Origin of the sequence: Sulfitobacter sp. (genome assembly GCF_036960155.1) — a bacterium.
In the GTDB taxonomy this organism is placed as follows: Bacteria; Pseudomonadota; Alphaproteobacteria; order Rhodobacterales; family Rhodobacteraceae; genus Sulfitobacter.
Genome location: NZ_JBALWB010000016.1, coordinates 42,011 through 66,702 on the forward strand (window position 1 = coordinate 42,011; position 24,692 = coordinate 66,702).

General features: G+C 53.2%; 26 protein-coding genes. 13 read left to right on the forward strand and 13 right to left on the reverse strand.

What is annotated here, in order from left to right:
- Positions 1-107 precede the first annotated feature (107 nt).
- The 8 genes from V7775_RS21590 (at position 108) to V7775_RS21625 (ending at position 7,960) form a co-directional block, all read left to right on the forward strand.
- Complete coding sequence (locus tag V7775_RS21590; protein ID WP_335754003.1) at positions 108-1,073, forward strand: sugar ABC transporter substrate-binding protein; 966 nt, start codon at positions 108-110, stop codon at positions 1,071-1,073.
- 77 nt (positions 1,074-1,150) lie between these two features.
- Positions 1,151-1,948 carry an SDR family NAD(P)-dependent oxidoreductase gene (locus tag V7775_RS21595; RefSeq protein WP_335754004.1) on the forward strand — a complete coding sequence of 266 codons (798 nt, stop codon included), beginning with the start codon at positions 1,151-1,153 and terminating at the stop codon, positions 1,946-1,948.
- A 47-nt stretch (positions 1,949-1,995) separates the two neighbouring features.
- Positions 1,996-2,970, forward strand: a complete 975-nt coding sequence (locus V7775_RS21600) for an ABC transporter permease (protein ID WP_335754005.1) — start codon at positions 1,996-1,998, stop codon at positions 2,968-2,970.
- Positions 2,971-2,982: 12 nt separating this feature from the next.
- The gene (locus V7775_RS21605; protein WP_335754006.1) at positions 2,983-3,984 is read left to right on the forward strand and encodes an ABC transporter permease; all 1,002 of its coding nucleotides are present in this window, start codon (positions 2,983-2,985) and stop codon (positions 3,982-3,984) included.
- Positions 3,981-5,495: a sugar ABC transporter ATP-binding protein gene (locus V7775_RS21610; RefSeq protein WP_335754007.1), complete on the forward strand. Its 1,515-nt coding sequence runs from the start codon at positions 3,981-3,983 to the stop codon at positions 5,493-5,495. Before V7775_RS21605 ends, V7775_RS21610 begins: the two co-directional genes overlap by 4 nt.
- Before the next feature lies 1 nt (position 5,496).
- Positions 5,497-6,363, forward strand: a complete 867-nt coding sequence (locus tag V7775_RS21615) for an NAD(P)-dependent oxidoreductase (protein WP_335754008.1) — start codon at positions 5,497-5,499, stop codon at positions 6,361-6,363.
- Positions 6,360-7,067 carry a ThuA domain-containing protein gene (locus V7775_RS21620; RefSeq protein WP_335754009.1) on the forward strand — a complete coding sequence of 236 codons (708 nt, stop codon included), beginning with the start codon at positions 6,360-6,362 and terminating at the stop codon, positions 7,065-7,067. Before V7775_RS21615 ends, V7775_RS21620 begins: the two co-directional genes overlap by 4 nt.
- 38 nt (positions 7,068-7,105) lie before the next feature.
- Positions 7,106-7,960 (forward strand): fumarylacetoacetate hydrolase family protein, encoded by an 855-nt coding sequence (locus V7775_RS21625; RefSeq protein WP_335754010.1) that lies wholly within the window; start codon positions 7,106-7,108, stop codon positions 7,958-7,960.
- Positions 7,961-7,980: 20 nt separating this feature from the next.
- Here V7775_RS21625 and V7775_RS21630 read toward each other — a convergent pair whose 3' ends face one another.
- The 10 genes from V7775_RS21630 to V7775_RS21675 all read right to left on the reverse strand — a co-directional run bounded on the left by V7775_RS21630 (position 7,981) and on the right by V7775_RS21675 (position 16,801).
- Positions 7,981-9,648, reverse strand: a complete 1,668-nt coding sequence (locus V7775_RS21630) for an acyl-CoA synthetase (RefSeq protein ID WP_335754011.1) — start codon at positions 9,646-9,648, stop codon at positions 7,981-7,983.
- Positions 9,649-9,651: 3 nt separating this feature from the next.
- Positions 9,652-10,452: an enoyl-CoA hydratase gene (locus tag V7775_RS21635; protein WP_335754012.1), complete on the reverse strand. Its 801-nt coding sequence runs from the start codon at positions 10,450-10,452 to the stop codon at positions 9,652-9,654.
- A 20-nt stretch (positions 10,453-10,472) separates the two neighbouring features.
- Positions 10,473-10,922, reverse strand: a complete 450-nt coding sequence (locus V7775_RS21640) for an OsmC family protein (protein WP_335754013.1) — start codon at positions 10,920-10,922, stop codon at positions 10,473-10,475.
- Positions 10,923-10,949: 27 nt separating this feature from the next.
- Positions 10,950-12,089, reverse strand: a complete 1,140-nt coding sequence (locus tag V7775_RS21645; protein ID WP_335754014.1) for a glycine cleavage T C-terminal barrel domain-containing protein — start codon at positions 12,087-12,089, stop codon at positions 10,950-10,952.
- Positions 12,090-12,252: 163 nt separating this feature from the next.
- Positions 12,253-12,744 (reverse strand): Lrp/AsnC family transcriptional regulator, encoded by a 492-nt coding sequence (locus tag V7775_RS21650; protein ID WP_335754015.1) that lies wholly within the window; start codon positions 12,742-12,744, stop codon positions 12,253-12,255.
- Between the two features lie 1,345 nt (positions 12,745-14,089).
- The gene (locus tag V7775_RS21655) at positions 14,090-14,299 is read right to left on the reverse strand and encodes a hypothetical protein (protein ID WP_335754016.1); all 210 of its coding nucleotides are present in this window, start codon (positions 14,297-14,299) and stop codon (positions 14,090-14,092) included.
- Positions 14,300-14,421: 122 nt separating this feature from the next.
- Positions 14,422-14,739 carry a hypothetical protein gene (locus V7775_RS21660; protein ID WP_335754017.1) on the reverse strand — a complete coding sequence of 106 codons (318 nt, stop codon included), beginning with the start codon at positions 14,737-14,739 and terminating at the stop codon, positions 14,422-14,424.
- A gap of 427 nt (positions 14,740-15,166) precedes the next feature.
- Entirely contained in the window at positions 15,167-15,481 is a 315-nt protein-coding gene (locus V7775_RS21665; protein ID WP_335754018.1) for a hypothetical protein, read from the reverse strand.
- A gap of 183 nt (positions 15,482-15,664) precedes the next feature.
- Positions 15,665-16,018, reverse strand: coding sequence for a hypothetical protein (locus V7775_RS21670; protein ID WP_335754019.1), 354 nt, complete (start codon positions 16,016-16,018; stop codon positions 15,665-15,667).
- A 273-nt stretch (positions 16,019-16,291) separates the two neighbouring features.
- A complete protein-coding gene (locus tag V7775_RS21675) occupies positions 16,292-16,801 on the reverse strand; it encodes a 3'-5' exonuclease (protein WP_335754020.1) in 510 nt (169 codons plus the stop codon).
- Positions 16,802-17,624: 823 nt separating this feature from the next.
- Between V7775_RS21675 and V7775_RS21680 the strand changes: the two genes are divergently transcribed.
- Positions 17,625-18,827, forward strand: coding sequence for a Fic family protein (locus tag V7775_RS21680; RefSeq protein WP_335754021.1), 1,203 nt, complete (start codon positions 17,625-17,627; stop codon positions 18,825-18,827).
- A gap of 535 nt (positions 18,828-19,362) precedes the next feature.
- On the opposite strand, the gene htpG is transcribed toward V7775_RS21680, so the two are convergent.
- Together htpG and V7775_RS21690 are read right to left on the reverse strand one after the other, a co-directional pair.
- Complete coding sequence (gene htpG / locus V7775_RS21685) at positions 19,363-21,228, reverse strand: molecular chaperone HtpG (protein WP_335754022.1); 1,866 nt, start codon at positions 21,226-21,228, stop codon at positions 19,363-19,365.
- A 100-nt stretch (positions 21,229-21,328) separates the two neighbouring features.
- Entirely contained in the window at positions 21,329-21,757 is a 429-nt protein-coding gene (locus V7775_RS21690) for a hypothetical protein (protein WP_335754023.1), read from the reverse strand.
- A gap of 245 nt (positions 21,758-22,002) precedes the next feature.
- On the opposite strand from V7775_RS21690, the gene V7775_RS21695 reads away from it, so the two are divergent.
- Positions 22,003-22,173 (forward strand): hypothetical protein, encoded by a 171-nt coding sequence (locus V7775_RS21695; protein ID WP_335754024.1) that lies wholly within the window; start codon positions 22,003-22,005, stop codon positions 22,171-22,173.
- A gap of 186 nt (positions 22,174-22,359) precedes the next feature.
- On the opposite strand, the gene V7775_RS21700 is transcribed toward V7775_RS21695, so the two are convergent.
- Positions 22,360-23,223: a LysR family transcriptional regulator gene (locus V7775_RS21700; protein ID WP_335754025.1), complete on the reverse strand. Its 864-nt coding sequence runs from the start codon at positions 23,221-23,223 to the stop codon at positions 22,360-22,362.
- 291 nt (positions 23,224-23,514) lie between these two features.
- Here V7775_RS21700 and V7775_RS21705 point away from each other — a divergent pair, with 291 nt between their 5' ends.
- The 3 genes from V7775_RS21705 to groES all read left to right on the forward strand — a co-directional run bounded on the left by V7775_RS21705 (position 23,515) and on the right by groES (position 24,672).
- Positions 23,515-23,763, forward strand: coding sequence for a hypothetical protein (locus V7775_RS21705; RefSeq protein ID WP_335754026.1), 249 nt, complete (start codon positions 23,515-23,517; stop codon positions 23,761-23,763).
- A gap of 223 nt (positions 23,764-23,986) precedes the next feature.
- On the forward strand, positions 23,987-24,214 hold the full coding sequence (locus V7775_RS21710) for a hypothetical protein (protein ID WP_335754027.1): 228 nt from the start codon (positions 23,987-23,989) through the stop codon (positions 24,212-24,214).
- A 170-nt stretch (positions 24,215-24,384) separates the two neighbouring features.
- Positions 24,385-24,672 carry a co-chaperone GroES gene (groES, locus tag V7775_RS21715; protein WP_335754028.1) on the forward strand — a complete coding sequence of 96 codons (288 nt, stop codon included), beginning with the start codon at positions 24,385-24,387 and terminating at the stop codon, positions 24,670-24,672.
- Positions 24,673-24,692 lie beyond the last annotated feature (20 nt).

Here is a 24,692-nt window from a genome sequence, read left to right on the forward strand (position 1 = left end):
CTCACGGCAAGGTTAGGGGGATCATACCGATATACTGGATGGTGATTCCCCCTTGGGAGAGTGGGGAGAAGACATAAAAGTCTGATAATTTCTTGGAGGAGAAAACGATGAAACTACGCTCAATTCTGACAGCAACTGCCGCAACCACAGCACTGACTGTTGCCGGGGCAGCCTATGCGGACGGCCACAGCCCAATGCGCATTGGCATCACGCAGAACAACGTCGGCGTCGACAGCTACCAGACAACATATGAAAAATCGTTCATCGCAGCAGCCGAAGCAAACGAAAATGTCGAAGTCGTCGTTCTGGACGCTGGTGGCGACGTTGCCCGCCAAATCGCGCAGATGGAAGACCTGATCCAGCAGGAAGTAGATGCCATCATTATCTGGCCAACAAACGGTGAAGCGGTGATCCCAGCTGTGCGCAAGGCGCATTCTGCTGGCATCCCGGTTGTTGTTACCAACTCGAACATCGCTGAAGCTGGTTTCCCTTTCGTCGCGACATTCTCTGGCCCAGATAACATCACACAAGGCTCACGCTCTGCCGAAATCATGTGTGATCGCTTCAAGGCATTGGGTACTGAGAACGAAGCCAAGGTTGTTCATATCACAGGCCAGCCGGGCTACACGACCGCCATCGAGCGCGCGAAGGGCTTCAACGACCGCCTGCCCGAAGTCTGCCCAAACGTAGAGCAGATCGACGAGCAGCCCGGTGACTGGAATCGTGAAAAGTCGCAGCAGGTCATGGAAGCTTTCCTCGTCAAGTATGACGACATCGACGGCGTCTATTCCGGCGATGACAACATGGGTGTTGGCGCAATGAACGCAGCTGTGGCCGCTGGTCGCGAGGGCATCACTTTCGTCGGCGCCACCAACTTCGCAGTTGGCTATGAAGCAATGGCCGCAGGCACATACTGGGGTTCGATCTACCAGTCGCCTGTTGATGACGCAGAAGCCGCGCTGAAGTCCGCGATTGATCTGCTCAGCGGCGAAGAACTTCCGTTCCTGAACTACTTCGACACGCCGAAGATCACGCAGGACAACATGACAGAGTTCACAAAGCCTGTGTTCTAAACATTTCCCGTGTTGCGGGGCGCTTCGGCGCCCCGTTTCAATTCTACACTCATTACAGTTTTACGGGGGGATGCGTCATGGGGCGTGTGACTGGAAGGTCTTGTATCGTGACAGGTGCCGCGCAAGGTATCGGGCGCGCAATTGCCGAGGCACTATTGGATGAAGGCGCTGACGTATGTTTTGCGGACATCAACGGCGACAAGGTCGCGCAAGTTGCGGATGCAAATATTGACAGGGCAACGCAGCATGGCGGCAAGGTCACCTACGCGCAGGTCGATGTAACGGACCGCGCTTCAGTCAAAGCGATGATCGCGCATGCGGTTCAGATCTTTGGTAAACTTGATGTCAAATTCAACAATGCCGGCGTGAACCGCCCGATGAATTTTCTAGAAGTGACCGAAGATAACTGGAACTTCATCATGGGCGTCAACGGCTTGGGCTGCATGATCGGTATGCAAGAAGCGGCCCATCAGATGATTGCCCAAGGCACTGGTGGAAAGATAATTAACACGGCATCCATCGCCAGCCGTCAGGGGTTTGACAATGTTGCCCCGTATTGTGCCAGTAAATTCGCTGTCGTGGCGCTGACCCAATCGGGTGCGCGCGATTTGGCAAAGCATAACATCACCGTCACAGGCTTTGCGCCCGGTGTGGTGGCCACAGAAATGTGGGAGCAGGTTGATCAGGACTTGATGGAGATTGGTGCCGCAGACCGGCCTGGACAGGCGATGGAGGAATTCTCATCGGAAATCCTGCGCGGCCGCGTCGCCAAAACCGAAGATATCATCGGAACAACCACGTATCTGGCGTCCAAGGATAGTGATTATATGACCGGACAAATCGTTATGATCGATGGTGGGATGACATTGGTCTAACGCATAGGCCAAAAATTGCGGGGCCTTTGGCCCAAGGGAGGGGAAATATGGCGAGCATGTCGAAAGCAGACATCGGACGATTTTTGGCGCGGCAAGGCATTTTGATTGCTTTTGCTGTTTTCATTATCGGGTTTACGTTGGCCAACGAGCGGTTCTTGAGCCCCGACAATGTTATGGGCGTGGTGCGGTCTTCTGCCATTCTGGGGGTTATGGCGCTTGGCGTGACGTTTGTTGTCATCAGTGGCAACCTCGACTTATCTGTCGGGTCCATGATGTCATTCTCGACAATTGTGGTGCTGGATCTGCATGACAAGATCGGTCCCGCTCTCGCCATTCCTGCGATGTTCGCAATGACCCTGTGTCTGGGTGCGTTCATTGGGTTTTTGGTTGGATACCTCAAGCTGAATTCCTTGATTGTGACCTTGGGCATGTTGTCGGCAATTCACGGCCTGACCCTGACCTATTCGGGCGGTCAGAACATGGATATCGTTGATAAAGAAAGCACTTGGTTCGCCGTATTTGGACAAGGATTTGCTCTCGGAATTCCAGTGCCCATTCTGGTCTTCATCCTTTTGGCCGCGCTTCTGGGGATCATACTGGCAAAAACACCCTTCGGGCGCAAAGTTTACGCAGTAGGCGGCAACGGAACTGCCGCGACCTTTTCGGGCATCAAGCGTGCACGTGTGGTCTTCCTGTGCTACGTGATGTCTGCGTTTTGTGTGGCCATAGCAGGCCTCATTCAGGCAAGTCGTTCGATGGGGTCGCAAAACACTGTCGGACAAGGCCTTGAGCTTGATGTTCTTGCCGCCGTAATCTTGGGCGGTGCATCCTTGCTTGGCGGGTCCGGAACCATCTTCAAAACTGTGATCGGGGTGCTGATCCTTGGGTTTATCCAGAACGGTCTACTGCTCGTTGGCCTTCAATTCTATGTCCAGTTTGTCGTGACATGGGTCATTATCATTCTTGCGGTCTGGCTCGACATTGCAGCCAAACGCGGCAAGCTTTGGTCAAACATCGCGTAAGGGAGCGGAAAAATGGAAGCTGGAAAATTGTCCAAATTTCTCAAGAACGGCGCGATATGGGGGTTTATCGTCCTCGAGTTGGTCTTCTTCAGCGTGGCGGGTGAATTCCTGTCGTTGTCCGAGAAGGCGTTCATGGATGTCGACAACATGCTGCTGTTGCTCAAGCAATCAGCCCCTATCGGCATCATCGCCATGGGCATGACGATCATCATGGTGAACGGGAATATCGACTTAAGTGTCGGTGCCATTTTTGCGCTGTCGGCGGTGATACTGCTCGACAGTATGACTTGGGAGGTTTTTGCCGGTCTGGGCGATTGGGTGATACCGGTGTCTTGGGGTCTGGCATTACTGACGGGTGTCGTGTTGGGTGCGATCAACGGGTTGATCGTCTGGAAAACTGGCGTTGACGCCTTCATTGTGACGCTGGGGTCCATGTTGGGCTTTCGCGGACTGGTGTTCATGTACAATGGCGAAAATCCGACTTCGAGCCTGAACTGGACTTTGGTAGATTTCGCTGAGGCGCAATTTCTGGGTTTTCACACAGCGACTTGGTTTCTGGCGGTCGTGACCCTGATCATCTGGTACGTGATGACGCGCACCGTGCACGGGCGCAATGCCTATGCCATCGGGGACAACCGCGAGGCGGCGGTGAACGCCGGCATCAAGGTTGGCCCGCACATGCTTATCAATTTCATGATCATCGGCTTTCTGGCGGCGTTGTCGGCGGTGGTGTTTTATTCTGAATCCGGTTCGGTCAATCCCAATGATGGCCAACTTTACGAGCTTTGGGTCATCACGGCAGTAGTTCTGGGCGGTACCAAATTGACCGGTGGGGCAGGATCAATCGTATCCACGTTGGGCGGCGTTCTGGCTATTCAATTGTTGCGCAAGGGCTTGGGTCACATTGGTGCTGATACATCGACCGTCAACTTGGTGATTGGCCTCATCCTGATCGCGGTTCTGTTCCTTGATCGCCAGTTGAACACCAAAGGCAAAGAGGAGTTGAAGATATGACCGAACAGACACCCGCTTTGCGTCTCGAAGGGATTGTCAAAACTTTCCCCGGTGTCCGAGCGCTTGATGGCGTTTCATTTTCGGTTATGCCCGGCGAAGTCCACGCCTTGATGGGGGAAAACGGCGCTGGAAAATCAACTCTAATGAAGGTCTTGGGCGGTATCTACCAGCCCGAAGAAGGCCAGATCATTGTAGAGGAAGTGCCAACCGTCATGACCTCGCCCTTGCAGGCTAAATCCAAAGGGATTGTGTTCATCCATCAGGAACTCAGCCTCGCGGAAGAGCTAACCGTGGCAGAAAATATCTATCTTGGTGAACTGCCGCGCCGGTCTTTTGGACGGGTTGATTGGGCCACACTTTATGCGCAAACGGATGCAATCCTTGAAAAGCTGAAGGTGGGGTTCAATGCCAAAACGATTGTTGGTGACCTGTCGATTGCCAACCAGCAGATGGTCGAGATCGCCCGTGCGCTTACCGTGGACGCAAAGGCGGTCATTTTTGATGAACCCACAGCATCGCTGACCGATGCAGAAAAGGTCGTGTTGTTCGATGTCATTTCCGACCTGCAAAGTCAGGGTGTGGGGATCATTTATATTTCTCACCGCATGGAAGAGATTTTCAAGATCACCGACCGGATCAGCGTTCTGCGGGACGGTTCCTACCGTGGCACTCTTGAGACCCGCAAGACCAACGAAGAAGAGGTAACGCAATTGATGATCGGCCGCGCGCTCGATCTGTCGCGCAATGCAACCCATCACAAGATGGGCGATGTCGCTCTCGAGGTGCGCGGCCTTTCATGCGGAGACTTATTTAAAGACGTCAGTTTTGAGGTCCGCCGTGGTGAGGTTCTGGGTTTTTACGGTCTGGTCGGGGCGGGTCGCACCGAGATCGTAGAAACATTGTTCGGATTACGCGACCCGAGTGTTGGCACAATATTGTTGGGCGGTGAAGAGGTGCGCATCTCCTCGCCCGCCGATGCCATTAGCAAAGGCATTTCATTGGTGCCGGAGGACCGTAAAGGCCAAGGCCTCGTGCTGGGCATGAATTGCCGGGACAACATGACGCTGCCGCAGGTGGGTGATCTGTCCTCCGGCCCCTTCGTGGCACTCGGCGCTGAGACAGAGATTTTTGACAAGTACAAAGACAAGCTCGATATTCGCACGCCGGGCTGGAAGCAGACGGTAGGCAACCTGTCTGGCGGTAATCAGCAAAAGATCGTTATTGCCAAATGGCTATCGATGCACCCCAAGGTCCTGATCGTGGATGAGCCGACGCGCGGGATCGACGTAGGCTCAAAGTCAGAGATTCATAACCTGATCCGCGAATTGGCTGCACAAGGCTATGCTGTCATCGTGGTCAGCTCCGAGATGCCCGAGGTGCTGCACGTCAGCGACCGGATTGTCGCAATGTTCTCTGGCAAGGTGATGCGGACGTTTACCTCGGAAGAGGTCACCGAGGAGAGCCTTATTCAGGCGATTTCAGGGATCGTAGCCTCCGATAAGGTCGCCTGAGATGCGCATTGGCTTTGCTGGATTGGGCCGGATGGGCACCCACATGGCGCGCAATCTCATCGCGGCAGGTCATGAGGTGTTCGTCTGGAACCGAACCGAGACAACTGCGAGGGACTTCGCCTCATCCGAGGGCTGTGTGCCAGTGCAAACCCCTGCGGATCTTATGGCGCGCGCTGGCATCGTTGTCACGATGTTGGCCGATGACGCAGCCTCCTATCAAGTGCATCTGGGTAAAGACGGTTTGTTTGCCGTAGCGGGTGCCACGACAGTGATTGAAATGGGTACGATGAGCCCTGATCACATTGCCACACTGGTTGCACACGCGCCCGAAGGAACCCAGGTTATTGACGCGCCCGTTTCCGGAGCGACGCAAGCCGCTGAGGATGCCGATTTGCTGATTATGGCCGGATGCACTGACGAAGATGCAGATGTTGCCGCCTTATTCGATGCGATGGGGCGCCAAACCATTTATCTGGGCCGGTCCGGCGCGGGGGCCGTCATGAAACTGGCTGTTAATTCGTTGATCCACGGGATTAATCAAACGCTCGCCGAAGCAATGACCTTGGCCGAAGCATCCAGTATCTCATCCGAGGTCGCATTTGACGTGATCGAAGCCTCCGCTGCCTGCGCGCCGATGCTTAAATACCGTCGTCCGCTGTATCTGAACGAGGCGGACCACGATGTGACATTCACGGTGGCACTGGCCCGCAAAGACATGGAAGTGACGGCTGGGCTTGCAGATCAGCTTGGCACCGCGATGCCACAAGGCCGAACTACATTGGCCAAGTTAATCGAGGCGGAAAAGGCAGGTTATGGCGCCCGCGACATGGCTTCGATGTTGGACTATATGCGAAAGGAGACACCATGAAAGCGGCCCTGTTTGTTGGTGGCTGGGAAGGCCATACGCCGACGCATTTTGCAGATTGGTACAAAGACCTGCTGGAAGCCAATGGGTTTACGGTCGATATCTATGATACGCTGGAACCTCTAGCGCAGCCTGATGACCTTTCCGATGTCGATTTGATCACGCCGATCTGGTCTTCTGCTCGGTCGGGTCACCAAGAAGAATTCGGCAACATGACCAAATCGCAAGAAGACGGTTTGCTAAAGTTGATCGCAAACGGCTGTGGGATCGCCGGATGGCACGGGCACATGGGGGACGCCTTTCGCGACAGGCCAACCTATCATTTCCTGATCGGGGGGCAGTTCGTGGCGCATCCGCCCGGATGGCCCGACAACCTGCAGCCGCGTGAAGACTACGTTGATTATGACGTGACGATCTGCAAACCAGACGACCCAATTGTACAAGGCATCAAAAGCTTCCGCCTGACGACGGAACAATATTACATGCTCGTCGACCCATCCAACGACGTCTTGGCGACCACTACATTTTCGGGTGATCATCTGTGGTGGATCGAAGGCACTGTGATCCCAGTTGTATGGAAACGCCGCTGGGACAAGGGCCGCGTGTTCTACTGTTCAATCGGCCATGAATTAGACGACCTGAGGGTGCCGCAAGTCACCGAGATCATCCGTCGCGGGGCCCTGTGGGCGGCGCGCGACGTTGCCTGATTAAACCAAGTTTTACGCAATAAATAAGAGGATACGATATGAGACTTCTACGCTATGGCGCACCCGGCGCAGAAAAACCCGGACTTTTGGATGCATCGGGCCGCGTGCGGGATTTGTCGGGCGTCGTGCCGGACATTTCTGGCGATACATTGCGCCCTGCTGGCCTGAAAGCCTTGCACGCGCTGGATCCGGAAACGCTGCCACTGGTTCAAGGAACACCACAAGCCGATCTGCGCCTTGGCGCTTGTGTAGGGCATATCGGCAAATACGTCTGCATCGGCCTGAACTACGCCGATCACGCCGAAGAAGCGGGCATGCCAATCCCCGAAGAGCCCATCATCTTTAACAAATGGACCTCTGCTGTGGTTGGCCCGAATGATGACATTCAAGTCCCCCGCGGCTCGGTCAAAACGGATTGGGAAGTCGAACTGGGCGTCGTGATTGGCGAACCGGGGTCCTATATCGACGAGGCCAATGCGATGGATCATGTCGCTGGTTTTTGCGTCATCAACGATGTGTCAGAGCGTGATTTTCAGCTCAACCGTGCAGGGACATGGGACAAGGGCAAAGGCTGCGACACTTTTGGGCCAACAGGCCCATGGCTTGTGACACTTGATGAGATCGCAGACATGGACGACTTGGACATGTGGCTGAATGTGGATGGCAAGCGGATGCAAACCGGATCAACTTCGACACTGATTTTCAAGATTCCGCACCTCGTTTCTTATTGCAGTCAGTTCATGAGCCTGCAGGCGGGCGATGTGATCTCAACCGGAACACCTCCCGGCGTGGGTATGGGCCAGTCCCCGCAGCAATATCTGCACGGCGGAGAGGTTGTGACCTTGAGAATTGCCGGCTTGGGTGAGCAAAAATCGAAGGTGTTGCCAGCCTGACGCGACACCAAAGCTCCGGCTCATTCATCCGGAGCCATTTGACCTGCATTTGCGTTTTGCGCGATCTCTTTGGCTTGGTCGCGCAGGACAAATTTCCGAATCTTGCCGGTGGACGTGCGTGGGATCGGCATAAATACGAACTGCCCAGGTACTTTGTACGGCGCAAGTTGGTCTTTGCACCAAGCGCGCAAACTGGCGGCATCTACAGTTTCGCCAGTAGCCAGTTCCACAAAAGCACAGGGCGTTTCGCCCCATTTTTCATGGGGCATGGCCACCACGGCGACAATCGCGACTGCGGGGTGACGATAGAGTGCTTCTTCCACCTCAATGGACGAAATATTTTCGCCACCAGAAATGATGATGTCCTTGGATCGATCCTTGAGCTGGATATAGCCGTCGTGATGCCGCACACCCAAATCGCCGGAATGGAACCAGCCGCCAGCAAAGGCCTCTTGCGTGGCTTTAGGGTTGCGGAAATAGCCCTTCATGACGACGTTGCCGCGAAACATCACCTCGCCCATGGTTTTTCCGTCGCGCGATACAGGCTGCATGGTTTCTGGGTCCAGCACATCCAATCCCTCAAGCGGCAGATAGCGCACGCCCTGGCGCGATTTCAGCGTGGCCTGTTCGGCGGGCGGCAGATCAGACAAGTCTTGATGCCAGTCATTCACCACGGCAGGTCCATAGGTTTCAGTCAGCCCATACAAATGCGTCACATCAAAGCCCGCGATTTTCATATCAGCCAGCAGTTTTTCTGGTGGCGGGGCCGCGGCAGTGAAGAACTGCACGGTTTGGTCGAGCCTGCGCTTGTCTTCCTCGGAGGCCGATATAATCAGAGACATGACAATGGGTGCGCCGCACAGGTGGGTGACGCCCTCATCAGCCAATGCGGTCCAGATCGGTTCTGCCCGCACTTGACGCAGGCAGACATGGGTCCCGATGATCGCCGACAGGGTCCACGGGAAACACCATCCATTGCAGTGAAACATCGGCAGCGTCCACAGATAGACTGCATGTTTCGCCATCGAAGTCGTCAGCGCATTACCCTGCGCCAACAGATAGGCGCCCCTGTGGTGCGAAACGACACCTTTTGGATCGCCGGTTGTGCCGGATGTGTAGTTAATTGAAATCGCGTCCCATTCGTCCAGCGGCATCAGCCAGTCAAATTTAGGGTCGCCCGTCGACAAGAAGGCCTCGTAATCCTGCGCGTCTGTCACAATTGCAGCCCCGCAGAATTCAGCGTCGTCGTATTGGATGACCAGAGGTGTCACTGTGGCCAGCGCCAGCGCGTCCTGCATCAATGGCATGAACTCTCGGTCAACGATGACGATTTTGGACAGGGCATGGTCCAGCTGAAACGCAATCACCGACGCATCGAGGCGGGTGTTTACGGAATGCAGGACACCACCGCACATGGGAACACCGTAATGGCATTCCAGCATTGCAGGCGTATTGGCCAGCAAGGCCGACACCGTGTCACCGCGCCCGATGCCCTGCTGTGCCAAAGCAGATGCCAACTGACGTGACCGTGCATAAAATGCGGCATAATTGCGCCGCAACGCGCCATGCACAATCGCTGTGTGATCAGGAAAGACGGAGGCCGCGCGTTCCAAGAATGTCAGTGGCGTCAACGGCTGATGGTTTGCAGGATTGCGGTCCAGATCGGTATTGTAGGGGTTCGCGCTCATGGCTCAGGCGTCCTGCCATCGAGGTGTGCGCTTTTCGATGAACGCACCGATGCCTTCTTCGGCGTCCTGCGCCAGCATGTTGTCGACCATCACACCGGAGGCATAATCGTAAGCGTCGGACAGCACCATTTCGCGCTGCGCGTAATAGGCGCGCTTGCCTATTGCGAGCGTCATGCTGGACTTCGACGCAATCTTGCACGCCATTTCCATCGTTGTCTCTTGCAGTGCCTCGAGGGCCACAACACGGTTCACAAGACCGATCTCGGCGGCCCGTTCGGCTGACGTCATATCACCCGTCATCAACATCTCCATCGCGTGTTTGTCGGCCACATTGCGCGACAGCGCCACCATTGGGGTGGAACAGAACAGCCCTATATGCACGCCCGGTGTGCTGAACTGTGCCGTATCCGCTGCAATGGCCAGATCACAGCTTGCAACCAGTTGGCAGCCTGCGGCAGTGGCCACGCCAGTGACTTCGGCGATCACGGGTTTGGGGCAATTCACGATGCCTTGCATCACGCCTGCGCACATTGCCATGACATGTGCAAAATAAGCTTTGCCACCATCCTCATTCGAACGCCCGGCGGTCATTTCCTTAAGGTCGTGGCCCGCACAAAAGGCAGGACCATTGGCCGCCAGAACAATGACCCGCACCTTTGGGTCGGTCCCCGCATCTGTAAACGCGGCACCGAGTTGCGCCAGCATCGCCTCGGACAAGGCATTGCGCCGCGATACATCGTTCAAGGTAAGGCGCAATATGCCGTTCACGTCCAGATCGCGCAGCAGGATGTCAGATGTGGTCACGGGGCTATTCCTTTTGAGTTCTAAAGAATGTATATTTCGACACTGTCGGCCAAGGTGTTCGCGATAAAGCAATAGCGGTGCGCGCGGTCCTGCATCTGCGCCAGCTCCCCGTCGTTTACCGAAAAGCCGGTGTCGAAACGCACCACCGGATGAAGGTCAATCCGCGTCACCGACATCTGGCCCTTGGGGTTTTTGCCCAAATGAGCTTCGGCATAGTCGTGGTAACTGGCCACCGGCCATCCCGCTTTTGCGGCCAGCGCGAGAAAGGTCATCATATGGCAACTGGACAGCGCCGAGGCGAGGGCCTGCTCGGGGTTCGTGTTGTCCGGATTTCCGCCCCAGTCGGGGGCGGAATCCACAAGCAGGTCGTAGCGATTGTTAAATTGCACCGTGTGCTCGTTCGAATAAGCACCTGATTGCAATACGGGAGCGGCGCGCTGCCAATGCAGTTCAATCGCGAGGTCTGACATTTCAGTCTTCTTTCTTGTGGCAGGGCGTTACGCGGCTGCGATTTGCTTTTTGGGGTCATAGAACGGGCGCTCGCAGATCGTTGCGCGGATGGGGCCAGATTTCGTAACGACCTCAACCTGTGCACCGATATTGGCGTGTTCCGCTGACACCATGGCCAAAGCGATGTTCTGCTCCAAACGTGGGGAATAGACGGCGGATGTGACTTTCCCGATTGCCTCGCCATCTGAATTGATTTCCCAGAACGTCGTGTTGGGGCCAGTGAGAGGATCACCGTCAATGATCAGGCCGATTTGCTTGCGGCTGACGCCTTCGTCCTTAATGCGTCGCAACGCGGCCTTGCCGATGAAATCAGCCTCCATATCGAGGTTCACAAGGCGGTCAAATCCAAGTTCATAGGGGTTGGTGCTCATGTCAGCATCCGCGTGATACGACAACATCCCACCTTCGATACGGCGGATGGATGATGTGTGGCCGGGCTTCAGGCCAAAATCCAGACCCGCCGCCATGATGGTTTCCCACAGCAGATCGCCCTTGGAACCGTCACGCAGGTAAATTTCATAACCCAGCTCGCTCGACCAGCCGGTGCGGGACACGATCAGCGGGATGCCGTTTAATTCGACTTCGCGCAGCCAGTAGTAGCGCAGGTCCATTATTTCGTCGCCAAACAGCGCACGCATAATCTTGCCGGACTTGGGACCCTGCAATTGCAGAGGGGAGACATCGGGCTCGCCAATCGTGACATCAAGGCCAGAATTGACCGCGACACCCTGCGCCCACAGGAGGATGTCGCTGTCAGCCAGGGAAATCCAGAAATGGTTTTCTGCAAGACGCAGCAGGATCGGGTCGTTCAGAATGCCGCCATCCGCGTTGGTGATCAGGATGTATTTGCACTGGCCCACGGCCATCTTGAACAGATCACGGCAGGTCAGCATCTGGGTGAATTTGGCAGCGTCAGGCCCTGTGATTTCAACCTGCCGTTCAACGGCAACATCACACAGAATAGCATCGTTCACGAGGTTCCAGAAGTTCTGCGCCGGATCACCGAAATCACGCGGGATATACATGTGGTTATATACGGAAAACCCTTGTGCGCCCCAACGCACTGTGGCGTCAAAATAGGGCGACTTGCGGATCTGTGTGCCGAAACCGAAATCATCTGCTTGCATTGGAACTTCCTCCCGTTTTGTCCATGATCACTTTGATCAAGGACTGCCAAAGTCTCTGCGAGATGTAGTCCAGGATTGCCAACGAAAGCGGTCTGAAGATTCCGAATTCCCAGACCATGCGGGCCGTTTTTTCGGCCCTATCAGGACCAATTGGTCCGTTTGGCTATTTGGTGTTTGAAGCGGCCAGCTTTGCGATGTTGGGCAAACCCGATTTGACCTGTCGCGTCGCAAAGTGGGTCATGTAGCGATCAATGCCCAGATCTTGGGCATGGAACTCTTCCATCAGATCTTGAAACGCGGCAAGGGTGGGGCTGATGACCTTCATGATGTAATCGACCCCGCCGCCGGTGGCGATGCAATCAATGATCTCATCGCGGCTGTTGATGAAAGCCTCAAAGCGTTCAAAATCAGCCTTTCGATGGCGACTCAGGGAAACTGTCACAATCACTTGGGCGAAATCAGCGAGTTGGCCCAGTGCAATATCTGCATGATAGCCGCGAATATATCCGCCAGCTTTCAATCTGGACAATCGGGCCCAACACGGCGTCGCGGAAAGACCGCTGATCTCGGCTAGCTTGGCTTTGCTCAATTGCCCATGCTGCTGAAGCGCACTGAGAATGCGGATGTCTGCTGCATCAAGGGTAAGTTTCTTCATTCAATCTGGTCTTTCATGGTATGACTGCACGGCCAAAAGTCGCACGACCTCATGCTAGATTAGGATCTACCTATCTGAAAGCCCTCCATCGGGATGGCGGTTTTGCGACCAAAACGATCAAATCCTCGTCTGGTCAATCCGAGCTGTCTGGCAGTTCTTGTTTATTGCGGTGCGATATCAACATGGGTGTCGCGGTGCGTCTTTTGCCAGCCAAGAGGATGACATAGCCATTCGTAATCTACGGCGGAAGCCACTACAGGTGAAACGCATCGGGTTACAGCCGGTTAATGGTTGGATCACGTTCTATGCCAGGATGTGCGTTTAGGCTGACTGCACGATGGACGCAATTTCCCGAAAATTAGGGCTTTTCTAACCTAAAATTGACTCCGCGTAGTTCGAACGCAGTTTTTCGTTCCATCAGCGAAGCCTGAAGCCAGCTTTTTTCGCAGTAGGCGTTGGAAGCTTTCATCCAAGTCATCACCGTTGGAGGAATGGACGGACTGTCCATCGGAATAAGGTTGTACCCAATCGAGGTGCACAACTCGTGTGCAATCCAAGGCGAATGTCTGCAAAGCGGACAAAAGCCGCCTTCTGCGCAAACGCAGCGAATTGGTGCTTTGTCCGCCTCTCGTTGGTTCCAGCATCGCGCAGCGAAAGTACAGTTTGGATTTGGCCTCTAATATCTCGATTGAACGGCCGCTTTGGTGACACGTGCTGCATGGCAGCGACAAGCATGCCGCACACGCGAGCAAATGCTGCGTCAGCGAAGTAAGAAAAACGAATGTCTGAAAAGTCCGCATAGCAGACCTTGACCCTGACCGTGCCAAAGGTCCTATTTTGGTCAGTATTGCGTGACGCCCCCCCTGATAGCATTCAGAGACCTCCAGCCATCAAGTCAAAGATGCGCGACGTTCCACACCTCGTTGAAGAGGGAACATATCGACAAAAAGTTAAAGGCGGATCCTAAGGATCCGCCTTCTTTGGTTCTATAGCCTTACAGACTGCAAAGACCGATGTGACGCTATTTCGATCACCGGTGTTCAATCACCCGCAAAATTCGCCAGAAAACCCGTCTTTTGTCGTAAAGACGGACTTTCGATGTCGAACATCAACATCAAGTGTCGACGCGGGCATAGTTATGCCACGCGGCTTCACACAACCAGAAATATACATAAAAAACAACCACTTAAAGGTACCGTCAAACCACCCTCATTCAAATGCACAGCCACTTTTACCAAGGGGGCGGGCATAGTTTTGCGCCGTAAATCGGGGTAAGTTTTGCCATAATCAGCATAAAAAAAGACCGCCCCGAAGGGCGGCCTGAGTTTTGAGATATTGGCATAGCTCAAAGGTCTTTTCGTCGGAAGACTTTTGCTGTCAGGACACTCCGTTCCATGATCGGCTCAATGCCTGCTTTGGCCAACTTCATGGACACGGATTTTGTGCTTGTGCCTGCATCTTCCGTAAGTTCCCCAAGGGTAACAAACTCCTCACAAAACCTGTCCAAGTCCTCTTTGGCGTAGCAATAGCGGATTTTTCCGTGCGCATTGACCACCTCAATTCCTTTGAGAAATGGCTGACCGTCCAAGTCTATTGTTTTCCGGAGGCGTTCCATGGCTGTTGTAGGTAAACCGATTACCTTTGCCGCATCCTTGGGTAATAAGCCTTTCTCTGAAACTACCTTCTCAGCCGCTGACAGAATCTCTGCGGGACAGACAAACACTGAGCGGAAGCGAAGTTTTCACAGCCGGTTTCGACGCAGGCTAAACGCCCCTCTAAAACGAACCGGACAATGTCTGTGGCGGGCACCCGAGCCACCAAAGACGCCTCGATGGTGTTAATCATGCCATCGCTCGGTTTACGCACTGGTTTTCCAGCAGCTCGAAACCGAGCCAAAAAATCGTCGAGATCATCATTTGCAACGTTAGACAGTTTGCCTTTCGTGATCGATGGATCGTTCGCCAGCTTCTTTAGAATTCCGGTTTTATCCGTCATATGTGCCTGTGTGCGATTACAGTTCAGATAAACTGGGATTTAATTTGTAGGCGTAGAATTCTTGATCCGATCCGCCAGTGCTTCACCGTCCTTCGCATTGAAAATCTTTCTGAGTTCAATCTGCCCTGGGTCGCTGTCGGCCAACAATCCCTCGATGACCAGAGCCCGGTTCAGTGCAGTTCGGTGAACTCCGCTCTCCGCCACGCCTATTTAGTTACGCAATTATCTCTCAAGAATTCAATTTTCAGAAAGCTACAGAATGTTCGAACGCGCCAAGCCGCTTGCTGCCAATATTTGGAGACGTTTCCGTCAATGCTCCATCTTCATTCAGCTTCTTTTGGTCGTACCTATCCTATGCGCTTTGGCTCTCACACTGTTGGTTGGGAACATGGGATTAGCATTGATGGGAACCGCAATCGCCATTAATTCAGTTGTCGCAGGTTGGATCGGCGGCGTTTTCTTTCTTGTCTTGGGCAAGGCTGGCATCATTGTCGCCAGAGATCGAAACAATACGAACTGACCTTCTCTTTTTTCTGAATCTCGGCCCTAAGCAGGCGTTTGTGCTATAAACGCGCTCACCCGGCATTGAGAATTCGGGAACAATCTGACTGGGATCAGCGTCATCCCACCCAAGAGACCGAAGGATTGGGAGGACGATCCCAACTGAGACCGCAGCCTCATTCAGGTATGCACCTTCTTCGAGGCGGGCGCGTATCGACTTGATTAGGTTTTGTAAAGTCATGCGTCATCATGGTTGGAGTACAGTTGGCTTTGCAAGCCATGTATGAATATCCGTTGGTTCGTTTCGTAAAGTGTAGGCTTTGCGCATTTGGCTTCAATGAGACAACTTTCTAACTATATGTGAGTTCAAGATTGCTTTTTCTCATTTTTTGAACTTATTGCCGGAGGCCTCATGGAGCAGAACTCAGCTGGGAATGCTCAGGGTCGCATATTGCCCCCCTCTGGAACCATCACGCGACAAGTGCTCGCCGCAATCGTCGGAACTGATGGGCAAGTTGTTCGTATTACTGACTTGTTGGTTAGCGATAGAATTTTGGTCGGAGAAATGCGAATAAAGATCACGGAGGCGCATTCTCGCGGGCAAAATGCGTATGCTGAATGCGCTTGCTGTGGGAAACCCGTATATATTGCGTTTGGCTGTTGGACCGCCGAGTTTGTAAGCAGCAATTGCCAAAGCCGTTCCGTGATCGCGAAGAAACCCGCGAACCTGTTTCAGGTTCTGGCAAGGCTGCTTGGTGAATGACTGATGATAGCTCATGGGGTTCATCCCGGGGTAACGCTGCACCAAGGTGGCAGCTTCAAGTCGCCCAATTACTCCTTTCACAAAGGCGCCTGGCCAAACTCGCTGTAGCAGCAGGTGAGTCTATCGGTCTGGCACGTGTTGATATTTATTTTGGATCGAACTCACCAGAGTATCCGGATTCGCGCGGCCTCACAAAAAGGCCCGCGCAAGACCTGGAAATCAGGTGAACTTGGGGCGTACTTCCCGCTGCGCTAAAGGCGGCCACTCCCAGCTTCGATGAGAAAGACGCTAATACTTCATCGCTTTGCGCCATGCATGCGCGAGCCGTGCACTATCCGGCCCTGCTCGATACGGGGCCGGACTTCGCTCAAGGGCTTCATACAGCATGTCGAGCGCCAAGCCCGAAAAGCTGGCAGAGGACACACTGTGATAATCCTCGACATTGGGTACCGTCGCCTGCGCACCGGCTTTCATCAGTCGAGTTAGCCAGCGTGTTTCAAACTCCGGAGCATCAGACACCAGCACCCTGTTTCCCAAGCTCTCCAGCAGATCGCCCACGACTCTGTAAGCGGCCGGTGCATCGTCAAGCTCCTCAAGCGCGATTCCATGAACGGCAGCACTCTGGGGTGCCCAATCGGAAAGGTTCCAGTCTGGTGCAGGTCGGATCAATGTGCTCCACGTTTGCACTTCACCGTCAGCCAACCACGACAGACCAACTTCAATCGGCCAGCTTTCCTGTGACAAGCTGGATGCTTCAAAGTCCAGCGTGGCGAATTTCTCGATGTTAGGTTTTGTCATAACAGCATGGCCTACCTCATGAAGATGTCATTTTATCCGTAGGAGGCCTGTGCATAGCATGAATGCAATCCACGCCATCGAGGCCTCAGATCGGTCGTATTTTCGTGTCGGCGCGGTCTCACAAAGAGGACCGCGCAAAAACCGAAAACCCGTCAGATACGGGAACTACAATTTGACTACTTTTGATGTTGCGGCGACCTACTATCCCGCGTCCCGTCAATCGGGATCGACAGGCACAGCGATTTCTTCAAAATTTCATGACCATAGCACCAGCATCCAAGGACATTCCGTAAATTTTGGCCGAAATATTTCATTCGGTCAAAATCGCTTTAATTCAGTGCGTTGCGCCTACGTGGCAAAACTTACACCGCTTCGTGGCAAACCAAAACAGGGTTTTTGGCATAACTACGCCCGTCCCGACAATCAAGAGAGCCAGAAAAACTAATAGCATGCGCACTGATTGATTTTCACTTCTGATACAGACAACAAAAAATGAAGGAAAACAGGGCCTTCTTGCTGCGCACTCAAAAGTTGAAAAAGAAGAAGCGTACGCAGGAAACGTAAAGCGTGCGCAAAAACCCATGTCATGTAACCGGTCCCGATATCTATCGACAATGCACGCCATCGAAGATGTGCTGACATCTCGTGCGCCAAGACCTTAGTTCGGCTGCGCTTGGCCAAACGGTCAGGCGCATTTACACGCATTCGAGGAAGTGGACAACAAAGCGGACAAGGTGTCGGATAAAATTTGCTGACATATCTCGTAACTATATGATATTGTTGCCTACACAACCTTGCTGTTGAGGCAAAGAAAGCGGACAAAATGAGTGAAGAAGTGGCAAGAGACCATGGTGAGACGATAGGCCTATTCGAGCCTTTGATGGTTAGTGAAGGCTCTCCAAAGCGCAGCGAATTGAGTGATTTAGCACTCGACTTAGCGACTACTTCTGCGCGCTTTTCCAGTGGCTTACCTGAATCCATCGCGGACGCGCTGGCTGGTCTGATACGTTCGACGAACTGCTATTACAGCAACCTGATCGAAGGACACAACACGCACCCCATCGATATTGAGAGGGCGTTGAATGACGACTACAGCGTTGATCCAAAAAAGCGTGATTTACAACTCGAAGCCAAAGCGCACATCACTGTTCAAAAATGGATTGATGGCGACGGGCTGGGAGGGCGCCCGACTGAGCCAGACATGATCAGAGAAATGCACCGCCGTTTCTGTGAGTTGCTGCCATCCGATCTACTCTTTGTGGAAATGCCATCGACTGGCGAGAAGATTCCGGTAGTGCCGGGTAAGCTGAGGACGAGAGATGTTGAAGTTGGACGCCATGTGGCGATCAGTCCAGGTTCAGTTCCACGATTTCTTGACCGTATGCATAGCGCTTACCAACATGCTGGACGCATTGAGGCCATTCTTGCTGCAGGGTGCGCGCACCATCGTCTGTTATGGGTCCACCCATTTCTCGATGGGAATGGGCGTGTTGCGCGTTTGATGTCTTATGCCATGCTCAAGAACGCGCTCGACACTAAAGGGCTTTGGTCTGTTGCGCGTGGCCTCGCGCGCAACGAAGCAGAATACAAACGCCATCTCGCCGCCTGTGATCAGCCTCGCCGTGGTGATCGAGATGGGCGCGGCACGCTAAGCGAAGCCGCGCTTGCTGATTTCACAGCTTTTTTCCTTACACTCTGCATAGATCAGATCAAATTCATGGAAGGTTTGATGAAGCCTGATCGCCTTCGGGATCGCATTTTGATTTGGGCAGAAGAAGAAATACGTGCGGGAACTTTGCCAACAAGATCAGACGTAGTCTTACGCGCTGTATTATTGCAAGGCTCAATAACCCGTGCAGACGTTGTTGCTCTTCTAGGAGTAACTGAAAGAACGGCGCGGCGCGTGACCTCAGCTTTGCTTGAGATTGGCGCGCTTCAATCAGAAAGCACACGTGCACCTCTACAACTCGCCTTTCCAGCTAAGCTCGCAGGACGGTGGATGCCAGGTCTCTTCCCTAACGAATAGGAGCTTGATGTCGCAATTCTCGATGTAAACTTACGAAGCGGAAAAACATCAGAGCCCATCGCGGACGTTCTCAAACAAAGGAAGGCATCACCATCGCTCGCGCCAAGGGTAAGCTCAAGGGCAAAAAGCCAAAGTTGTGGGATCGCCGCCAAACACAACTGCGCCGCATGTACGACACCAGTGACTAATACATCAGCGATCTTGCAGAGCTGTTCGACGTCTCTTGACCTATTGTTTACCGCGTCCTGCAGCAATCACCGAGCACGGATGCACTTTCAGCTGCGATGTAGCGGCCATTCGCTGCGCAACGCATGAATTGACATTGTCGATCATAGCATACCTTTTCCGCAGCACGAAAAATGGCCGTTGATTTCATTAGATAATCAGAATTGAGTCACATCATAGCATTTCTTTTGAACACCATATCATTTCCAGTACCACTCAGTCTTTGGCGTTAGCTGACTCAGCAATGGGCCAGCTACCGCCAAAGGCGAACTGATGTATCGGTTTTATCTGTCCGCCCAACACGCTGTCGCTATTTGGAAAAGGCGCGCGCCATCACGGCTGCAAGCCGCCGTGCAAATTCCGGTGGATCTGTTGGGATTTCACCTTCAACAATGCGGGCTTGATCGAGCAGCAAATGTGCTGCGTCCTTCAAAAGGTCATCGCCGCTTGTAGCTTCTTCCTTGGCGCAGTCGGCCAGCTTGGTGATGATCGGGTGACTTGGATTTAGCTCAAGGACGCGCGGCGCGCCATGTTGCAATTGTCCATGGCGCTTCAAAAGACGCTCCAGATTGACGTCCATATCGCCGTCATCGGCAATCAGGCACACAGGACTGTCGGTCAGGCGTTTGGACGGACGCACATCTTTGACAGCCTCCCCCAGTTCAGCTTTGATGGCGGCAATCAGCGCGGACAGGTTTGCCTCTGCTTCCATATCCTCGGCCTCGGGCATGTCGTCGGACTGGACCTGATCCAGATCGGCAGCGCCCCGCGTTATTGATTTGAAGGGCTTCCCATCGAAGTCCGGGATATGCTGTAACCAGAACTCGTCCACGTGATCAGCCAACAGCAGCACTTCAACGCCTTTGGCTTTGAAGCCTTCGAGATGGGGCGATTGCGCTACTTGGGTCGCATCGTCGCCCGCGATGTAATAGATTGCTTCTTGCCCCTCTTTCATGCGAGCCACGTAATCAGCAAGGCCGATCAGATCGCCAACACCCGTTGAGGCAAATCGGCAAATCTCGAGAATGCGGTCGCGCAGGGCGGCGTCTTCTACCAGACCTTCCTTGAGCACGGAACCAAAGTTGCCCCAGAACGTGGCATATTCCTCTGGCACCTTATTGGCCTTTTTCTTCAGCTCGCTCAGCACCTTTTTGGTGATCGAGGCCTTGATCTTAGCCAGCTGTGGATCTGTTTGCAGCATTTCGCGCGAGACGTTCAGCGAAAGGTCTTCGCTGTCCACCACGCCGCGCAAAAAGCGAAGAAAGGCGGGGATCAGATCCTTTGTCGTCTCCGAGATGAAGACCCTGTTGACGTATAAATTCACATGGCTCTTGCGCTCGGACTCGAACAGATCAAAAGGCTGGGTGCTGGGCACAAACAGCAGGCTCGTGTGGTTCAACGTGCCCTCAACGCGGTTGTGCATCACATGCCATGGCGCGTCGTAGGCGTGCGAAGTGTGGCGGTAAAACTCGGTATACTGCTCTTCCGAGATGTCCTTGGCGGGACGGGTCCAAAGAGCCTCTGCCGCATTCAGGGTGTCATCGCCCAATTTGACAGGGAAGCTTATATGCTCGGAATACGTCTTGATGATGTGCCGGATGCGCGCCTCTTCGGCGAATTCCTTGGCGTCTTTCTTGAGGTGCAGCGTGACGGTTGTCCCGCTGTGCGCGCGCTCGGCCGGTGCAATGGAGAATTCGCCCTTGCCATCGGATGACCAAAGCCATGCCTCAGCCTTACCTGCTTTGCGTGTGACAACATCAACCCGCGTGGCCACCATGAAAGCCGAATAAAAACCCACGCCAAACTGGCCGATCAGGCCGGGCTTGTCTTTTTCTTCCGCCTTCAGCGCCTCGATAAAAGCCCCAGTGCCAGATTTCGCGATGGTGCCCAATGTCGCAAGTAGGTCAGCATGGGTCATGCCGATACCGTTGTCTGAGATCGACAGCGTCTTTTTCTTCGGGTCGTTCGAAAGCGTGATCTCAAGCGCGTCCTCTGAGGAGAGAGACGCATCGGTGAGCGCGCCGTAACGGAGTTTATCACAAGCATCCGAGGCGTTCGAAACAAGTTCTCGCAAGAACACCTCGCGGTTTGAATAAAGCGAGCCTGCAACGATCTCGAGAAGCTGGCCTACCTCCGTTTGAAAGGTAAATGTTTCTTGCTCAACGGTCTGCGTCATGTGGGTCTCCAATTTGTTACGTGATGCAGATCTATGATCATGCCTGCGCGTTTCAACTGTCGCCATTGATTGCTGATTGTGGATTGTAATTCCAGAGCGTTCAGTCCTCATCCCTGTCGCAGATGGCATTCAGGCTCCGCAATATGTCAGACAATTCGTTGCGAACGAGACCAAGACGTATCGAATTCATTGCTTCATTTCGTCCAGCTAATTCCAAAACAACAGCCAGCACAGTGTCCGAATGCCTCATCAGTTCAATCAAGTGTTCAGCAGCTGGTCCATATGTTCCGGAAATCCAATTCTTGGCCGTTCTCTCGCTTGCACCTGTCCACATCATTGTATCTTTCGCAGCGCGACCTGCCCCGCCGAGCTCTGCCGCCAATGCCGCACTTATTGCTTTTCGGTAGCGGATACCGAGCGGGGATTCACCTTCAGCTGCGGTGTAGCGGCCATTCGCTGCGCAGCGCATGAACTGACACAATGCGGACAATCCGGCCTTTTGCCTACGCAGCGAATGCTCACGCAGCATTTACTTGCGCTTGCAGCACAAAATCCTTTGCAATGCGGCGAGCTTCTTAGAACCGGACGTTCGATTACGTCCGAATAGATCGATTCCAAACTATCCATGTCTTCGCGGATGTATTGATGATTCAACTATCAAGGCTCGAAAAAATTCACTATTCAAGCTTGCTTCTAAATTTTAGCATCGGTGTAGCACTGGCCGCATGCGCCAATGTGGTTGCTTAAACACAATTTGGTCCAAGGAGATTTGAAATGGCCAAACCCAAACCTGTAGACAAATACTTGCGTGACGAAGTTCGCAACCTGACGAGCGCATCGTTTCGCCTGAAGTCTAAAAAGCAGTTGCGCAAATTCGCCAAGAAGCACTCAAAGACACGGCGTCAAGACGTCTATGCTTCGGCGCTCGAAAGTGAATCATTTTAGTATGGTCTGGAACGTGGGTCGTTTTGAAAGCGACTGTATTCATTGAGATTCAAAGGCGAACGTTTTTCAAGGTCCGCATTCTTATAGCCCGCATGGATTTGTAGTGAACATGCGGGCATTTTATGTTGAAAAACGCGTGTAAGACATGGCCTCGCTGTCCCGTCTCAGAATATCAGGCATGTGCGTTCAGGTTGTTCCAAAAGGTAGGGATCGTGCAAAGGCTTGCAGATGCTGGGCCGCATGACCAGGAAAGCTATCGCGTTGCTCGTGGTTGAATACGGCGTGTGCCGCGTAAGCGAACCGAGGGGCATTGTTCACTGGATAAAGTAAACCGGCCTCAATGCTGGGTTGAACGATCCTGTGAGGGAAGTAACCCGACGATGGCGTGGACAGCAAGTACTGCAAGCCAAGCGTACCAATTGCCAAATGCAGGCCTGATAAAGTGAGGTCGGGGAAACTCAGCAGGTGGTCTGCACGAAATTCTGGCCCCCAATCGACAAAGACATAGCGCCCGCCAAACGGGTCAGTCAATTTATCTTTGTCGCTGCTGACGAGGACAAACTCATCCTCGAAGAGCTGCAGGGCGACAAGGCCCATCGCATTTCTTGGGCGATACATGACTGCAAGGTCGAGTGTCCCGTCTTCGATCTCCTTACTCAGGCCTTCAGAATCGCCCCAAGATGCTTTCACTGCCAGATTTGGCAAGGTGGCCTGTAGGCTTGGAATTGCGTCAATCAGAAACCCGTCCCACAAGCTTGGAACCGATCCCATTTCCAAGGAAGCATACAGTTCGGCTGGCAGTGCAGCGTCGAGTTTTGCCTGGGCCCAAGTCCGAACAAGCGTTATTGCATGGCGCTCAAAATGTGCGCCAGCAGGGGTCAGGGTTGCGCCGGTTTTACTGCGTTCAAAGACTGGTCGACCGAGTTGTTGTTCAAGCGTTCGAATCCGTGTGCTTACGGTCGATTGGGTCACATGCACCTTGTCGGCGGCATCAATGAAACTACCCGCTTCAACAACGGCCAAGAAAGTTCGGGCGAGTTCAATATCCATTCAGCACCTATTTACATCTTCAATAATATCGCATCATTAAATTCGTTATTCAAGACCGATCAAACGTGAGATTTTGATGATGTGGGCGAATCTCGCCCGCTGTGATCAGGAGTATTTCACATGAAATCGACATCCAAACCCAAACCCGCTTCAAAACCTGAATCCAAGGATAAGCCTCCCGTGATCGCCGTAAAACCTGGGCACAACTCGGGACGCTAATCGTCCCCGCGTTTCATTTTTTTGTAATCCTTGGGCTGCCCGATGGCAGCCCAAGAATAATTGGATAAACTAATGAGTAGAATGATTTTTGCGGCGTTTCTCGTTTCACTTGTTGCCTCGTCGGTTGGTGCAATGACCGCTGACGTCGACACAGATGGTGATGGCTTCGCATCGATGGCTGAGCTTCAGGCGATCTACCCTGATCTCACTGAAGAGCAGTTCCTCGAAATCGATACAGACGGAGATGGCCTCGTTAACGACGAGGAGATGCTCATTGCTGTTGAAGCAGAACTGATCGCTGACCCTGAAGGGGATGCGTAGCAACTGTTTTTGGAGCGCATGCCATAGTAGCTGCTCTTGTTGAGCCTTCCAGGAAATAATTGGGGCAGAGTAGTTGGTAAATTTTTCAGAAAGGGGCGGTCGCCCGCCCCTTTACTCTGTAACTCACCAATTTTTTTGTGCTGTCATAACGCCCGTCCATTTTGAACTGAGATCTCACCCGTATTGGGTCATCACAGTTTAGGTTCACAAGAGGAAACAAGAAATGCTCACAAGTGATCGGCCCGTGGCCGCAGCTCTAAAAATGACACTTAAACTGGTCTCAAGTTCGTATCTTCGTGTCATTCGGCCCCAAAAATCTCAGCAGAAAGATATCAACCTGTTCCTGATCGGTGGCAATGACGTTGATCAATGGGATCCCACAGAAACGTTACGTCGAGAGGCTGGCTGGGATTCAGAATCCCCGCGGATTCTAGATCATACGGATATGTAAGTCGGCAGTTTTCTGGCGTCGGATGATTTGTCAAAAATAATGTCTAGCAATCTATTGTACCCAGCCTCAAGCATAGCCATCTCAGCAATATTGGCACTCAGGTGTGGCGAGTGCCAATGAGTCTCTACGCACGCCACCCATCCCTGTAAATCTTGAAAGGCAGCATAGCTATGTTGTTTACCCCACTCCACGACCGTGTCTTGGTGCGCCGCATCGAAGAAGACGAAAAGACCTCCGGCGGCCTTATCATCCCCGACAACGCAAAAGAAAAACCTCAAGAAGGTGAAGTTGTTTCCGTCGGTGCTGGTGCAAAAGACGACGCAGGCGAACGTATCGCAATGGACGTCAAAGCTGGCGACAAAATTCTGTTCGGCAAATGGTCCGGTACGGAAATTAAGATCGACGGCGAAGAGCTGATGATCATGAAGGAGAGCGACATCCTCGGCATTATGGCCTGAGTTCGTTCTACTTCACTCAT

Coding starts and splice junctions, on each gene's coding strand:
- V7775_RS21590 (WP_335754003.1), top strand. CDS start 108: ATGAAACTACGCTCAATTCTGACAGCAACTGCCGCAACCACAGCACTG.
- V7775_RS21595 (WP_335754004.1), top strand. CDS start 1,151: ATGGGGCGTGTGACTGGAAGGTCTTGTATCGTGACAGGTGCCGCGCAA.
- V7775_RS21600 (WP_335754005.1), top strand. CDS start 1,996: ATGGCGAGCATGTCGAAAGCAGACATCGGACGATTTTTGGCGCGGCAA.
- V7775_RS21605 (WP_335754006.1), top strand. CDS start 2,983: ATGGAAGCTGGAAAATTGTCCAAATTTCTCAAGAACGGCGCGATATGG.
- V7775_RS21610 (WP_335754007.1), top strand. CDS start 3,981: ATGACCGAACAGACACCCGCTTTGCGTCTCGAAGGGATTGTCAAAACT.
- V7775_RS21615 (WP_335754008.1), top strand. CDS start 5,497: ATGCGCATTGGCTTTGCTGGATTGGGCCGGATGGGCACCCACATGGCG.
- V7775_RS21620 (WP_335754009.1), top strand. CDS start 6,360: ATGAAAGCGGCCCTGTTTGTTGGTGGCTGGGAAGGCCATACGCCGACG.
- V7775_RS21625 (WP_335754010.1), top strand. CDS start 7,106: ATGAGACTTCTACGCTATGGCGCACCCGGCGCAGAAAAACCCGGACTT.
- V7775_RS21630 (WP_335754011.1), bottom strand. CDS start 9,648: ATGAGCGCGAACCCCTACAATACCGATCTGGACCGCAATCCTGCAAAC.
- V7775_RS21640 (WP_335754013.1), bottom strand. CDS start 10,922: ATGTCAGACCTCGCGATTGAACTGCATTGGCAGCGCGCCGCTCCCGTA.
- V7775_RS21645 (WP_335754014.1), bottom strand. CDS start 12,089: ATGCAAGCAGATGATTTCGGTTTCGGCACACAGATCCGCAAGTCGCCC.
- V7775_RS21650 (WP_335754015.1), bottom strand. CDS start 12,744: ATGAAGAAACTTACCCTTGATGCAGCAGACATCCGCATTCTCAGTGCG.
- V7775_RS21660 (WP_335754017.1), bottom strand. CDS start 14,739: ATGACGGATAAAACCGGAATTCTAAAGAAGCTGGCGAACGATCCATCG.
- V7775_RS21665 (WP_335754018.1), bottom strand. CDS start 15,481: ATGACTTTACAAAACCTAATCAAGTCGATACGCGCCCGCCTCGAAGAA.
- V7775_RS21670 (WP_335754019.1), bottom strand. CDS start 16,018: ATGAGCTATCATCAGTCATTCACCAAGCAGCCTTGCCAGAACCTGAAA.
- V7775_RS21675 (WP_335754020.1), bottom strand. CDS start 16,801: ATGACAAAACCTAACATCGAGAAATTCGCCACGCTGGACTTTGAAGCA.
- V7775_RS21680 (WP_335754021.1), top strand. CDS start 17,625: ATGAGTGAAGAAGTGGCAAGAGACCATGGTGAGACGATAGGCCTATTC.
- htpG (WP_335754022.1), bottom strand. CDS start 21,228: ATGACGCAGACCGTTGAGCAAGAAACATTTACCTTTCAAACGGAGGTA.
- V7775_RS21690 (WP_335754023.1), bottom strand. CDS start 21,757: ATGCTGCGTGAGCATTCGCTGCGTAGGCAAAAGGCCGGATTGTCCGCA.
- V7775_RS21695 (WP_335754024.1), top strand. CDS start 22,003: ATGGCCAAACCCAAACCTGTAGACAAATACTTGCGTGACGAAGTTCGC.
- V7775_RS21700 (WP_335754025.1), bottom strand. CDS start 23,223: ATGGATATTGAACTCGCCCGAACTTTCTTGGCCGTTGTTGAAGCGGGT.
- V7775_RS21705 (WP_335754026.1), top strand. CDS start 23,515: ATGAGTAGAATGATTTTTGCGGCGTTTCTCGTTTCACTTGTTGCCTCG.
- V7775_RS21710 (WP_335754027.1), top strand. CDS start 23,987: ATGCTCACAAGTGATCGGCCCGTGGCCGCAGCTCTAAAAATGACACTT.
- groES (WP_335754028.1), top strand. CDS start 24,385: ATGTTGTTTACCCCACTCCACGACCGTGTCTTGGTGCGCCGCATCGAA.